At 38.4% G+C, this 14,565-nt stretch carries 14 protein-coding genes; all 14 read right to left on the bottom strand.

The window, feature by feature from the left end; all coding sequences use genetic code 11:
- Positions 1–11: 11 nt before the first annotated feature.
- The 14 genes from mraY to IWB18_RS08170 all read right to left on the bottom strand — a co-directional run bounded on the left by mraY (position 12) and on the right by IWB18_RS08170 (position 14,058).
- Complete coding sequence (mraY, locus tag IWB18_RS08235; RefSeq protein WP_195683145.1) at positions 12–962, bottom strand: phospho-N-acetylmuramoyl-pentapeptide-transferase; 951 nt, start codon at positions 960–962, stop codon at positions 12–14.
- The gene (locus tag IWB18_RS08230; RefSeq protein ID WP_195683144.1) at positions 962–2,344 is read right to left on the bottom strand and encodes a UDP-N-acetylmuramoyl-tripeptide--D-alanyl-D-alanine ligase; all 1,383 of its coding nucleotides are present in this window, start codon (positions 2,342–2,344) and stop codon (positions 962–964) included. The genes mraY and IWB18_RS08230 overlap by 1 nt, the downstream gene beginning before the upstream one ends.
- Positions 2,331–3,821 carry a UDP-N-acetylmuramoyl-L-alanyl-D-glutamate--2,6-diaminopimelate ligase gene (locus IWB18_RS08225; protein WP_195683143.1) on the bottom strand — a complete coding sequence of 497 codons (1,491 nt, stop codon included), beginning with the start codon at positions 3,819–3,821 and terminating at the stop codon, positions 2,331–2,333. Before IWB18_RS08225 ends, IWB18_RS08230 begins: the two co-directional genes overlap by 14 nt.
- Positions 3,822–3,840: 19 nt before the next feature.
- The gene (locus IWB18_RS08220; RefSeq protein ID WP_195683142.1) at positions 3,841–6,018 is read right to left on the bottom strand and encodes a penicillin-binding transpeptidase domain-containing protein; all 2,178 of its coding nucleotides are present in this window, start codon (positions 6,016–6,018) and stop codon (positions 3,841–3,843) included.
- A 15-nt stretch (positions 6,019–6,033) separates the two neighbouring features.
- Complete coding sequence (locus IWB18_RS08215; RefSeq protein WP_195683141.1) at positions 6,034–6,498, bottom strand: septum formation initiator family protein; 465 nt, start codon at positions 6,496–6,498, stop codon at positions 6,034–6,036.
- 18 nt (positions 6,499–6,516) lie between these two features.
- The gene (gene rsmH, locus IWB18_RS08210) at positions 6,517–7,452 is read right to left on the bottom strand and encodes a 16S rRNA (cytosine(1402)-N(4))-methyltransferase RsmH (RefSeq protein WP_195683140.1); all 936 of its coding nucleotides are present in this window, start codon (positions 7,450–7,452) and stop codon (positions 6,517–6,519) included.
- An 8-nt stretch (positions 7,453–7,460) separates the two neighbouring features.
- Complete coding sequence (gene mraZ, locus IWB18_RS08205) at positions 7,461–7,892, bottom strand: division/cell wall cluster transcriptional repressor MraZ (protein WP_195683139.1); 432 nt, start codon at positions 7,890–7,892, stop codon at positions 7,461–7,463.
- A 158-nt stretch (positions 7,893–8,050) separates the two neighbouring features.
- Complete coding sequence (gene lgt, locus IWB18_RS08200) at positions 8,051–8,806, bottom strand: prolipoprotein diacylglyceryl transferase (RefSeq protein WP_195683138.1); 756 nt, start codon at positions 8,804–8,806, stop codon at positions 8,051–8,053.
- Between the two features lie 110 nt (positions 8,807–8,916).
- Entirely contained in the window at positions 8,917–9,486 is a 570-nt protein-coding gene (gene pduL, locus IWB18_RS08195) for a phosphate propanoyltransferase (RefSeq protein WP_195683137.1), read from the bottom strand.
- A gap of 93 nt (positions 9,487–9,579) precedes the next feature.
- On the bottom strand, positions 9,580–11,262 hold the full coding sequence (recN, locus tag IWB18_RS08190) for a DNA repair protein RecN (RefSeq protein ID WP_195683136.1): 1,683 nt from the start codon (positions 11,260–11,262) through the stop codon (positions 9,580–9,582).
- A 16-nt stretch (positions 11,263–11,278) separates the two neighbouring features.
- Positions 11,279–11,728, bottom strand: coding sequence for an arginine repressor (locus IWB18_RS08185; protein ID WP_195683135.1), 450 nt, complete (start codon positions 11,726–11,728; stop codon positions 11,279–11,281).
- Between the two features lie 21 nt (positions 11,729–11,749).
- Complete coding sequence (locus IWB18_RS08180) at positions 11,750–12,604, bottom strand: NAD(+)/NADH kinase (protein ID WP_195683134.1); 855 nt, start codon at positions 12,602–12,604, stop codon at positions 11,750–11,752.
- Positions 12,605–12,656: 52 nt separating this feature from the next.
- On the bottom strand, positions 12,657–13,454 hold the full coding sequence (locus IWB18_RS08175; protein WP_195683133.1) for a TlyA family RNA methyltransferase: 798 nt from the start codon (positions 13,452–13,454) through the stop codon (positions 12,657–12,659).
- Positions 13,447–14,058 carry a hypothetical protein gene (locus tag IWB18_RS08170; RefSeq protein ID WP_195683132.1) on the bottom strand — a complete coding sequence of 204 codons (612 nt, stop codon included), beginning with the start codon at positions 14,056–14,058 and terminating at the stop codon, positions 13,447–13,449. The genes IWB18_RS08175 and IWB18_RS08170 overlap by 8 nt, the downstream gene beginning before the upstream one ends.
- Between the last annotated feature and the right edge of the window lie 507 nt (positions 14,059–14,565).

Here is a 14,565-nt window from a genome sequence, read left to right as displayed (position 1 = left end):
TCCACCACCGGTCATATTATACTTGCTATAGCCAAGAGCGCGCAAACAGCCGCTACGCACCAAAAGGACAAAACAACTTTTACTTCGCTCCATCCGGACAACTCAAAATGATGATGTATGGGAGTCATTTTAAATATTCTCTTGCCCCCGCTGACTTTAAAATAAGCGACCTGGATCACTACCGATAGTGTTTCCATAAAGAAAACTCCACCTCCCAACAACATCACAAGAGGAGATCCGGTCAACAAAATCAAAGCACTAACAGCACCTCCAAGAGCCATGGAACCAGTATCGCCCATAAAAACCCTTGCCGGATAAAAATTGAATTTTAAAAAACCCAACAATGCACCGATCGCAGTCGCAGAAAATACACGTACAGCTTGTACATTCACAATAAATGAAGCAAAAATAAAGAAAATAAAACTGAACACCGATACCCCTGAAGCCAGTCCGTCAAGCCCATCAGTAAGGTTCACTGCATTGACAAAGGCCAACACTACAAACACGCCAAACGGAATATAAAACAAACCTAAATCAAATTTAGACTCCATGAATGGGATCATTAATTCAGTCCCCACATTTTTGTAAGACCAAACAACAAGAACAATAGCCAATACAAACTGCATCAATATTTTTTGCCATGCCCGCAATCCCAAATTTCTTTTCAAGACCACTTTTATATAATCGTCTATGAACCCAATCAGGCCAAAACCGGTAAATGCCGTTAAAATCATTAATTGCGTAGGCCCCCGCTCAGAAAAGACCACGGTACCAATAATGGATGCAAATATAAAAATAACCCCGCCCATTGTTGGCGTCCCGCCTTTAGACATATGGCTTTTAGGTCCTTCTTCTCTTATGGTCTGTCCAAATTTCATCCTGGTCAGAATCGGTATCGTAATGGGTCCTAAAACAAGCGCTGCCAATAGTCCTGTAATCAGCCAAATCAAAACATCCGTCATCAAATCATCCCGCCTTTTAACACTTCAAATATTTCTTCCATTTTGAGACCCCTGGAGCCTTTGATCAAAACAGCACATTCCGTACTGGATACAATCTCTTTTAAGAAAGCCGCCAAATCTTTTTTCGACAAAAAATGTTTGGAACTTGCCTTCTCAATGCCTCCCAACTCTCCACCTTCGTTATAATAAACAGCGCTGGCTCCATACGTCAACAAGAGGTCCACTCCCCTTTCAGCAGCATATCCACCTATTTCTCTGTGGAATTTCTCTGCAAGGTCTCCTATTTCAAGCATATCACCCAAAACCGCTATTAATTTTGTGTTTTTGCCTTTATACAAACCAAGAACGTCCAAAGCACTCTCCATTGATTGCGGATTTGCATTGTAACTGTCGTTAATGATAACACTTTTATTTATAGATATTATATCCATCCTGTTCTCATCTGGTAAATAATTATCTAAACCCTTTTGAATGCTCTCGTTTCCTATGCCCAGTAATTTCCCTACAGCTACGGCTTCAAGACAATTGTATACATTGTGCAGTCCTGGGTATCTGAATGTAAACTCCCCTGAAATGGATTTATCTCTACTCTCTAAATGCATTACCAAACCCGTTTTCTCCATTCGGTAAGAAACACATTTTAAATCCAAATCTTCCGAATTGATGCCAACTCTTAAAATTTTATAAGTAACATCTTTTATAGTTGACAATAGATCATCGTCTTGATTTATCACTGCAGTTTGATCTCTTGCAAGAGTTTCAAATATTTCCATCTTTGCTTTTAAAATATTTTCCTTGCTTCCCAAATTTTCCAGATGAGCTGTCCCTATATTCGTAATAACTGCTATCTCAGGCTTCGCAATTTTCGTCAAGACGCTAATTTCGCCTAAATTGCTCATTCCCATTTCAAATACAGCAGCTTCGGTCCTTTCGTCCATCTCTAAAATACTCAAAGGCAAGCCTATATGATTATTTTTGTTTCCTCTGGTGGATACGGTAAAATACTCGGTTTGTAAAATCGATCTTATCAAGTTCTTAGTAGTGGTCTTTCCGCTGCTGCCTGTTATGGCTACTATAGGAATTGAAAATTTCTTTCTGTAATGAGCAGCCAGTCTTTGCAAGGCTTCAACTGTATTTTCCACCATGATCACAGCCAGCCCTTGAATTTTTTCAACATTTTTTTCACAGATTGCAGCGACCGCTCCTGAAGATCTAGCAAAGTTCAAAAGGTCATGCCCATCGACCCGCTCCCCTTTGATCGCTATGAACACATCGCCATTTTTTATGGAACGAGTGTCAATATCAACACCTTTAACCATTGTTTCAGGTGTTCCCCAAAGTAACTTCCCGCCGGTGGCACCTGCAACTTCATCTAAAGTCATCGGAATCATAATTATTTAAAATCTCCCTTGCAATTTCTCTTTCATCAAAAGGAAACTTTTCGTCTCCAATGATTTGAACCATTTCATGCCCTTTGCCGGCCAGTAGAATAATATCTCCTTGATCAGCCATATGAATCGCCTTTTTTATTGCCTCTTTTCTGTCCGTTATCAATAAATAACTTTCCGTTACAGCAGATATCCCCGACTGAATATCCTTGATTATTGAATCAGGGTCTTCTCTTCTGGGATTGTCACTGGTGATAATGCTGAAATCACTTAGTCGTCCCGATATAGCTCCCATTTTACTTCTTTTTTCTTTATCCCTGTTCCCCCCACATCCGAAAACAGTTATCAATCTTCCTCCAAGATTTTTCTTGAGAGATTTCAATACATTTTCCAATCCGTCCGGTGTATGTGCAAAATCTATCACTATTGTAAATTTTTGTTCAGAAGGAATGATTTCTAGTCTACCCTTAACTCCTTTTACATTTTTTACGCTTTGCTTTATTGCCGTTTCTTCCAGGTCTTCCATTTTAGCGGCCAATATAGCCCCACACATGTTAAAAATGTTGTACTCGCCAATTTGATTCATCTCATAATTGAGGATCTCATCCTGATGTTCTATTTTAAACTCCGTTGTGCCTTCTTTAAAATCAATATCTTTGATTTTATATTCAGCATGATCTTTCACACCGAAACCAACTACCCTTTCAATATTTCCAATTTCATTTTTTAGTCTGAAACCATAATCATCATCCACATTTATTATGCAAAAATCCTGATCAAAGTCGAACAACTTTCTCTTGGCTTTGTAATATGACTCAATATCTTTGTGAAAGTCCAAATGATCCTGCGTAAGGTTTGTGAAAATACTCCCTTGAAATTTCACATGATCCACTCTATTTAATTCAAGTGCATGAGATGAAACTTCCATAACTACATATTCAGCATTTTCCGATACCATCATATCGAGGATCTTATGGATTTCGATGGATTCCGGTGTCGTGTGAGTAGACTCTAAAAAAACATCTCCGCAAATATTTCCCATCGTGCCAATTACTCCAGTTTTATATCCAGAATATTCTAGAATCTGTTTTAGATAAAATGCCGTGGTGGTTTTTCCATTTGTACCTGTAATTCCTATCACTTTGATCTTTTGGGAAGGAAAATCATAAAACATTGATGCTACTGCTGACATGACTTCTCTTACATTGTTCACTGAAACAACCGTTAAATTTGAGTCTTTCAATTTATCGATCCCACTCTCAGACAAATCGTCGGTCACAACGACAGTCGCACCGTTATTTACTGCATCGGCTATAAATCTATTACCATTTATTTCATAGCCCGCAACAGCAAAAAACAAGCTGTTTTTCACGCAGCGTCTGGAATCGTAACAGAGATCTTCGATATCCGTGTAAACATTTCCCTGTACTAGAGTGTACGATATATTTTTCATCAGCTTTTCCAAAATCATTATTATCACCTATATTGATTTATTCAACGTGCTCAAAAACAACTTTTATTGTACTACCGGCTTCAACAAGCTCACCTGATGCAGGAATTTGCTCAATCGAAAAACCCCCACTTCCTTGAATTTCCAACTCAAGTCCTTTACTGTCAAGGATTTGAGACACTTTGCCAATGCTCATGTCCAAAAGGTTCGGGACAATCACCATTCCTTCATCATCTGACACAGATGATGAAAATTGGATCGATATTTTAGTGTTATCTTCCAATATCCCTCCGGGCATGGGATCTTGATTAAGTATTACCGCCCCAACTTCGTCACTATCGCCTACAATAGAGTAGTCTATTCCCAGTCTGGTCAATATTTCATCTGCTGTCTCGATGTCAAGGTTTCGTAAATCCGGTATTATTTCTGTCTGGCTGAAAGTTTCTGTGCTTTGAACAGGGACATTTAAGTACTTCAGCGAGTTTTTCAATATTTCTATTGCCGGTATTCCTGCAGTGCTTGTACCGGTGATGCTACCTGAAGTATAACTTTTTTCCGCTTCGTCTACAATAACCAGGATAGCAATTTGGGGATCGTCCACTGGAGCAAACCCAAAAAAAGATGTAATATATTTGCCTTTTGCGTAAGCTCCATCGATAATTTTCTGCGCGGTTCCGGTCTTTCCGCCCATATTGTATCCGTCGGAAGCGGACATCAGCAGATCACTTCCTAGAACAACATTTTCCATGGCTTCCTGCAGTGCCATAGCCGTATATTCGGAAGCCACCTTTCTTGATACTGATCGATCATATGTTTCGATAACTTCGGAAGTTTCACTGGATATAGTTTCTTTAACTATTGTTGGTTTTATATAATTTCCATCATTTACTATTGCCGACAATGCCGAAATCAGTTGAATTGGAGTAACAGATATTCCTTGGCCAAATGATTTAGTAGCATAATCTACATTTTTTTCATTGGTATTAACAGGAATAATACCGTATTGTTCACCATCAAGTTGTATTCCCGTTCGATCTCCAAACCCAAAATTATATACATGTTTGTAAAAATCCTGCGGATTCAATCTCATGATAGTTTCAACCATCACCGGATTACAAGAATTGCTGATAGCTTGGAGAAAGGTCTCCTCACCGTGGTTTCTAGGATAGATATGACACCTTATGCGTATGCCGTCAACCATAATATAGCCTTCGTCGACAAAAACGGTATCCGGCTCAACTACACCTTCCTCCAAGGCAGCAGCACCAGTAATAACTTTGAATGTGGATCCCGGTTCGTAATTCAGACTGACAGCTGGATTGTTCCACATTATTTGTTGCTGTTCACCAAGACTCTTTCCCTCCAATTCGGAAGCCAGTCGAATTTTAATTTCATCTGTTACCGACCTGGGATCATTTAAGTCATAGTCCGGTTTTACTGACATGCCCAACACTTCTCCAGTATTTGGATCCATTGCTATCGCGATGGTTCGCTTAGGATTCAAGTCTGTCATGACGTCTTCCAATGCAGATTCTATAAAATGTTGTATTATGCTGTCTATTGTCAAGACTACATGGTTACCGGGGATTGCTGGTATGGTATTTTGAAATCCTGAAGGCACTCTTTGATTTTTTCCATCTTTTTCATATATCAGAACACCGTCTTCTCCTCTAAGATCTTCGTCAAAAATTCTTTCTATGCCATAAAGCCCCTGGTGATCCGTACCTGTAAAACCTAAAACATAAGATGCGAAATTTCCATTGGTGTAATATCTTTTTTTATCTTCAGAAATCTCTATGCCTCTAATATTTTTATCTTCGATCATAAAAGCCTTGTCGTTGTCGACTTTCCTTGCTATCAAAACCAGGGAGCTGGTTTCATCTTTTAGCTTTTCAACAATTTCATTTTTATCAAGTTCCAGGATTTCACTTAGATAGAGTCCTGTTATTTCAGGATCTTCAATTGATGACGGTCTTGCATAGATGCTGCTTGCCGAGGCATCTTGAGCGAGAATATTCATATTTCTGTCATAAATATCGCCCCTGGTAGCAGTAATCGGGATTTCGCCCATAAGTTGATTGATCTGGGCATCTGTCAGCTCTATCGACCGATAGGCTTGAATATAGGTTAGTTTGATCGCCAATATGACGAATAGTATCGAAAAAACAAAAAAGGCAAATAATAGCCTTTTTTTTCTTCTTATGTGATATAGGGACATCTTGAGACCTCCATATCAGTTGATCAAATTTACAATCCAAGATACCAGTTTGCTTTCTGCATTCGAAGCCGTCTCCGTAGATTTGTCAATACTTGCAGTTTTATAGCCTTGGTTTATCGCCATATATGTATACTGTTCATTTTCAGGGGACACCATTCCCAAAGTGTCTTTGGCGTAGGTTTCAATGTAATTCAAATCCAGGCTCGAAAGTATTTGTCCTTCTTTTGAATCGTTGATCATCTGAATTTCTTTCAAATCGTTTTCCAAAGCGATAATTTCCTTATTCACTGCGTTGATCCTCGAGTATTGAAACAATACGCTCAATCCCAACATGAAAAGAACCAGCACAAATAAAATGCATTTGATTTTTGAACTGCCCTTGATACGTCTCTTTTTCTCGTATTTATTTCTAATTCGGGTTATTGCTATATTATCATCTTCCAGATAATAATTATATAGCTTTTTTTCTGATATTACCATAACAAACACTCCCCGGAATTAAATTTTTTCTGCAACTCTGAGTTTCGCACTTCTTGCTCTTGGGTTAAAATTGATTTCATTTTCATTTGGATATATAGGTTTTTTGGTTATGATTTTGACAATGGGTTCCCTTCCACATTGGCAAACCGGAAAATCCGGTGGGCAAGTACATGGATCCTGAAGCTCCTTAAAACGTTGTTTCACAATTCTATCCTCTAAAGAATGAAAAGTTATGATTGCGATCCTTCCTTTTTTGCCGAGGCACTCGACCCCGTCTGTCAAAGCCTTTTCCAGCACTCCCAGTTCATCGTTGACCTCAATCCTGATAGCCTGAAAAGTTCTCTTTGCCGGGTGTGGTCCCTCTCTTCTGAATTTTGCCGGTATGGCCGATTTAATGACCTCGGCAAGGTGCTGAGTGGTCTTGATTGGAGCTACACTCCGTTCTTTTACTATAAAATTTGCTATTCGTTTTGCAAATTTTTCTTCACCGTAAATCTTGATGATTTTAAATAAATCTTGTTCAGTATATTCGTTAACAACTTCAAACGCGCTCAGCCCACTTCTATTGTCCATTCTCATATCCAAATCTGCATCTAACATGTATGAAAATCCTCTTGAACCATCATCCAATTGGAATGAAGATACTCCCAAATCAAGAAGTATTCCATCTACCTTCTCAAATCCCAATTCATATATTACATTCTTCATGTTCTTGAAATTGTCCCTTACAAGAATCACATTGCATTTACAACCTTTCAAGCGATCTTCGGCTTTTTTCAAGGCATATTCGTCCTGATCGATGCCTATGAGTGTCCCAGAACCGTTCAATCGGCTACAAATTTCATAGCTGTGTCCTGCTCCACCCAGGGTTCCGTCCACATATACGCCATCAGGTTTTATGTCAAGATTTTCAATGCATTCATTCAATAAAACACTTTCGTGTACAAAATCCATCAGGCCACCTATATTCCCAGCATGGCCATCTTGTCCGCAATGGCATCATAGCTAAGGTCATCTTCCTCGTTATATTCATTCCAGTTGCTTTTGTTCCAAATTTCCAGACGTCCCGATACGCCGATGATGAATGTTTCTTTTTCGATGCCAGCGTAGTCTCTCAAATTTCCGGGAATCATGATCCTGCCTTGTTTATCCAGTTCACATTCAGATGCTCCAGCGAAGAAAAATCTGGAAAATGCTCTGGCATCTTTGCTGGATATGGGTAGTGTTTTGAGTTTTTCTTCGAATTTGTGCCATTCGTCCATAGGAAATACAAAAAGACACTTATCCAAGCCCTTGGTGACGATAAATATTTCGCCTAAAGCGTCTCTAAATTTAGAAGGTATTATCAATCTACCCTTAGCGTCAATGTTATGTTGATACTCTCCTATGAACATTTACACACCTCGATTCCCCACTATAACCCATATTATACCACTAGCCCCCACTTTACACAAGATTATTAAGCGTTTTAAAGGAATTTTTTAAAAAAAATCTTTTATATAAAATATCAATAAAAAAAACACCCGGTCAACTAACCGAGTGTTGGCTATTTTTAAATTTTATTGCGGGTCGTTCTGATTTTTTTTAGTAAAATTAGACAAATCAAAATGGAAAAAATACTTATAATTTGAGCTATTCTCATATTCATGAACATCAAACTGTCTGTTCTTAATCCTTCTATGAAAAATCTTCCCAGTGAGTAAAAGATTCCATAAAACAAAATCAATTCCCCTTCGTATTTTTTGCCCACCTTCTCATATATCAAAAGTATGGCAAGAACTCCAAGATTCCACAAGGATTCATACAAAAAAGTGGGATGGACTTTAATAAGTCCTTTTAACGGATCCATAACCGTTATTGCCCATGGTAGATCTGTTTCAGAACCGTATGCTTCCTGATTGAAATAATTGCCCCATCTTCCTATACTCTGACCAAGGGGAAATGCTGGAGCAAACACATCCAAAACAGTCAACACATTTAGCTTTTTGACCTTGCACACCAAAAAACCGGCAATAAATGCTCCAATAAGACCGCCGTGAATGGCCAATCCACCTTCCCAAACCATGAAGATTTCTTTTGGATTTGCCAGATAATAGTCCAATTTGAAAATCACGTAATAAATTCTGGCTCCAATCATTGCTGCTGGAACACTTACCAAAACGATGTCCAAAATATCATCACTAATGATATTTTTTTTCTTCCCTCTTATGACTGCTATTCCTATCCCAATCAAAATGGCCGTTGATATAAGAATACCGTACCACCTTATTTCAAGCCCCCAAATGCTAATAGCTACAGGATTTGGCATTTTATCACTCCCAGTTCATTTTATGCTTCAACCACGTTTAATTATAGCCACTTACATGCAAAGTGACAAGAAAAAAGCCCTTTATTCAAAGGGCTTAAGGAAGACTTAAGTTATATTATTTCAACCATCTGTCCGTTTTTAACACCGGCCGCATTACCTTCTTCAACGTCTACGTGCATCTCTAGAGCATATTTGTCGCTGACGCGCACCAGGACATTGGAAAAAATCAAGCCACGCTTTCCATCAACTTTCACCTGTACCTCGTCCTTGTCTTTCAGTCCAAACTTTTCAGCATCATCTGTGTGCATGTGTATATGTCTGGATGCAACTATTGCGCCCTGCATGATTTCGACCTTTCCTTTAGGCCCTTCCAATGTGACTCCGGGCGAGTCTTTTATGTCTCCAGAATCTCTTACAGGAGGAGCTATCCCTAGAACAAAACTGTCTGCAACTGAAACTTCCAATTGTGTCTCCGGTCTTGTTGGTCCAAGAATCCTCACACCCTTTATTGCATTTTTGGGTCCATATACGTCCACTTTCTCTTCACAGGCAAACTGTCCCGGTTGCGAAAGATCCTTCATTTTTGTCAATTCATATCCCTCGCCGAACAGGGTTGCCAAATCTTTTTCAGACAGGTGTATGTGTCTGTTTGACATTGCTATAGGAACTAATTTCTTCATTGTAAAACCTCCATACTATCTTATTCCACAATATTGTAACACACTGAAACTTTGTTTAATAGATAACAAGTCATGTTTTTTATTGTTTTTTAGTTATTTGATGTTTTTGCTCAAGATTTCTCTGGCGTGATCCAAACTCTTCTTAGTTTGTCCTCCGTCAATCATATTGGCTAGAGCCTCAACTCTCTGATCAAAATCCAAGTATTTGAATCTTGTAACATTCCCTTCTGATGTTCCTTCTTTAATAACTTCAAAATGATTGTCAGCCATAGAAGCTATCTGCGGCAAATGGGTGATGCTTATTAGTTGGATATCTTTGCTGATTTCTTTGAGTTTTTTGCCTACTGAAGTAGCAGCCAAACCACTGATTCCAGTATCTATCTCATCGAATATCAGAGTTTTCATGCCGTAAGATTTACCTATAACGCTCTTGATAGCCAACATTATTCTGGATATTTCTCCTCCTGATGCTATTTTTATCAAGGGCTTGTCTTCATCGCCTCTATTGGTCCTTATGAGAAATTCAACGTCATCCAACCCTGTTGCGGCAAAGTTTTTTTCTTCATTCAATTCTCGAAATATGATGGAAAAATATGCATCTTTCATAGAGAGGGCTTTCAGCTCTCTATTGATGTTGTCTGCAAACGTTTTACCCGCTTCTTTTCGAACTTTTCGCAATTCCATGGACTTGTTCTCATATGCCTCCCTTGATTTTAACAATTTTTTTTCAATTTCATCAAGATAAGCATCTTTTCTCTCTAGCTTGTCGATGTTTTCCTCCAATGTTTTCTTGAATTCCAAAACATCTTCCAATTCAGGTCCATATTTTCTCTTTAATGCATTTAACTTGTTCAATTTGTCTTGAGATTTGTTGAGTTCAGAGTCATCGAAAGAAATCATTTCTCTATAATCTCTAAAATAATAGGCTATGTCTTCCATATTCAAATTTATTTCATTCAGTCTATCTTCGTACTGGGACAATGAAAAATCAGCTTTTTCCATTTCTTGAATATTTTTCAATGCCTCGCCTATCATATCCTGGACTGAAGTATCCGAACCGTATAAGATTTCATATATTGCACTTGCATTCTTGAAGAGAATTTCTGCATTGCCCATAATATTTATTTTCTTTTCCAAATTTTCATCTTCTCGGACTTCAAATTCTATTGAAGATATTTCCTTGAGTTGAAATCTGAATATATCGAGATCTCTTTCTTCTTTGGCAATACTGTCTATCAAGTTTTCCTTTTCTCTTTTTATTCGTTTCCATTCCCCGTGCAATTCTTTTACCGATTCCAATATGTCGTATATTTTTTCTTTTCCATACATATCCAAAATCTTCAGATGCTCTTCTTTGTTCAAGATCAAATTATGATCACGTTGACTATGAATATCCACAAGTTTGTCTCCGATTTTTTTGAGATCATTGACTGTAATGTTGATGTCGTTTATCCTACAAACATTTCGTCCTGATTTATGTATCTCTCTGGATAAAATCAAACCGCTGTTTTCATAGTCGACCCCCAACCCGGAAATCAAATCACTTATATCTTCAGGTAAGCCTTCAAATGTAAATATTGCCTGCACAACAAGCCTTTCCTTACCTCTTTTGATCATGTCTTTATTTCCTCGGGCACCTAAAGCCTGCATCAAAGCATTAATTATGATGGATTTTCCCGCCCCGGTTTCACCCGTGATAACGTTAAAACCCTTTTGAAATTCGATTCTGAGATTTTCAATCAAAGCATAATTCTTTATGTTTAGTTCAGCCAGCATGGCACACCTTCCCGGACTATTTTATTAATTTCCTGAACTTTTCAATTGTCTCCAGAATATTGAAATTATCTTTTATTGCTACAAATATCGTGTCATCGCCAGCCAAACATCCGACTATTTCCGGCCAATCCAGCGAATCTATAGCCACAGATGCCGCCATTGCACCACCGGTGAAAGTTTTAAGAACCACGAGATTACCACTATGCTCGACAGTAATTACAGACTCCTTGAAAACGTTGGAAATTCGTTCACTCATCTGACTGCTGGTATCCTTGAACGACGCATAGTGATACTTGCCCGACTTGCTCATGATCTTGATCAATCTAAGTTCTTTAATATCCCTGGATACTGTGGCTTGAGTTACTTTATATCCCGATTCTTTGAGTTTTTCCGCCAATTCCTCTTGTGTTTCGATTTCGCTCATATCTATCAATTCCAAAATCTTTGCTTGTCTGGCACCTTTCATACAAACGCTCCTCGCAATTTATTATATTCGTTCTGATAATTTTCTTCTTAAAATTTCGAAGAAGTTGTTTTCCTTGAATTTTATAAGTTTTACCGTAGAAACGGCTTTCTTTATGTGAATGGGTTTTTGGTTCATCTCAAAAAACTTTTGACCGTCTATAGCTACTATTAAGTTTTTGTCCTTCGACTCTGCAAATACACTGATTTCCTTGTTTGCATCAAGGACAATGCTTCGATTGTGCAGTGAATGTGGACAAATTGGAGTGACAACCAATATGCTGTCGTTTGATGGTTCTATTATTGGTCCACCAGCCGAGAGAGAATATGCGGTTGAACCGGTTGGTGTTGAGATTATCAGGCCATCCGCTCTGTATTCTTCTATCAGATTCTCATTGCCGTATATCTTGATGTCTATAAGCCTCGTATTGGCACCTCTGCTGATAACTACATCGTTTAGCGCCGTAAAACCGTGTTCTTCCGAATCAAACCCATCGATCTCCACGTCCAGCATCATACGTTCTTCTATTGCATAGTCATTCTTCAATAATCTGTCAAGGGAAACATCAATGCCATTTTCTTCAACTTCAGCCATAAACCCAAGGTTTCCATAATTGACTCCAAACATCGGTATGTGATTTTTCCCCATTTTTCTTACTGCTTCCAAAATCGTTCCGTCACCTCCGAAAACTATAATACATTCGGATTCCGAAAACATTTTTTTTTCGTCGATCATGATACCGGTTTCCATCATCTCAACCTTTGTATTTTCAGCGCCGTAAACTTCCACTCCATTGTCTTTTAGTATTTTTACAACACGCTTTGCATTCTCAAAACTATGGCTTTTGCTTGGGTTTATGTACAAACCAATTTTATTCATAAGCACCTCGATTTATTTCAATTAATAATTATTATATATTATTACATAAATATTATAAACCTTCGTTTGCCTTTTTAACGATTTCTTTGATTATTTCTTCTGAAATCGTGCCTATTTCTGAAATGTCATATTTCACAAGAATAAGATATTCAATATTTCCTTTTGCACCTTTTACAGGAGAAAAATCTAACCCAATGACACTCATACCCGAATTTTCAAAAAATATGATCACGTCTTTGATAACTTCGAAGTGAACATCCGGATCTTTTACTATTCCTTTCTTTCCAACTCTATCTTTTCCAGCTTCAAACTGTGGTTTGATCAAAATTACAGCATTACCATTTTCTTTCAAAAACATCTTTATTCTATCTACAAGTTTTGTTACCGAAATAAATGATACGTCCATGACTAAAAAATCAACCTTTTCACCAATTTCATCAAATTCCATATGTCTAAAATTTTTTCTTTCCATCGATACGACCCTTGCGTCACTCCTGAGTTTCCAATCTAATTGACCGTATCCTACATCCACTGAATAAACTTTATCGGCTCCATATTGAAGCATGCAATCTGTAAACCCTCCCGTGGAAGCCCCAACATCCATGGCAATATTACCCTGCAAGTCAAGCCCAAAGGTTTTGATCGCCTTATCGAGTTTAAATCCGCCTCGACTTACAAAGGGACACTCTTTTTCCTTGACGCTAATAATATCTCCGTCTTTTACTGTCATCCCAGGCTTGTCTGCCATTTTTCCATTTATCGAAACATTTCCGGCCATTACGTTCCGTTTTGCCTGTTCCCTGCTATCGTAGAAACCTTTTTCGTGTAAATATACATCCAATCTAGACAACGCCTTTACCCCCTTTCCCGTAGCTAAAGGGATTTTTAAGGAAAGCTACGATACAACCGAATCTATAAACGATCCTTGTATTGTTTTCCATTGCAATATTTTTACCCATTGCTTTTCCTCCGACCGTGACGGCTGCCAGAAATCCATTGAATATAATCACCAGAATAGTGGTTTCGGTCAAAGTGAATCTTGTGCCAATTTGATATACTATGCTTATGGCTGTAGCTCCACTGACTATACCACAAATGTCTCCTATTACATCATTGCAAAAGTTAGAAACCTGACTCGCATTTTTTACTATCTGTACTGCCTCTCTGGATCCTTTTACTCTATTGGCTGCCATTGAATTAAAAGGTGTGAGATTTGCTGAAGCTACAGCAATCCCTACCATATCAAAAAATATTCCCACCGCGACTATGGACACCAATATTAAAAATGAAACAACAACATCCGAATTGTTTAAAAACAATTCGGATACCAAATTAATGCCTATAGAAAGAAAAAAGGTCCATATCGTAATAAATATCAACCACTTCTTTTGTCTTTTTTGTTTTAACTCTTTATTGCTTTTTTTAGTTTTTTTTACTGAATCTTTATATTTCAAATTTAATCCTCCAAAAGGGATTGTATGATATGGTGGTAGCACAATAAGTAAACTTTGCGTCTTAGGTCCAGCAGGTTTTCCCAAAAAGAGACCGGCTTGTCACCAAGCCAGCGGTTTCCCTTGCCCTTTTTTCATTTTGTCACCAAAAATGAGGCTGGATTGCCACTTAGTACACACTGTAATCCTCACTGTGCCTCTAAAGAACAGTCTAGGAGTTTTCCTCAACAGTCACATCGCTTCCTAGCCTCTTTTGCAAAACAGGTTTCGAAAAGCAATACCCGCAGGCTTTGAGCTCACAAACCGTACGGACTGATCTTATCATCTCCCTGTTTCACTCAAGGCAGGCTACGCTGCATCCATATCTCGTCGAAACGAAACATTTCGGCAGGTTTCTCCCGTTAACCGGGTCTCCGCGGGAGCAGGGTCTACGCCCGCATGCCATTGCGGATCGCCCCATCTCCCTTTACTCCCTGTAAAAGCCCCCAACTGGGCGTCGAAAGCCAATAC

Origin of the sequence: Alkalibacter mobilis (assembly GCF_015594845.1) — a bacterium.
In the GTDB taxonomy this organism is placed as follows: domain Bacteria; phylum Bacillota; class Clostridia; order Eubacteriales; family Alkalibacteraceae; genus Alkalibacter; species Alkalibacter mobilis.
The sequence above is the reverse complement of the archived record's forward strand: the minus strand, read 5'-3'. Positions and strand labels throughout refer to the sequence as shown.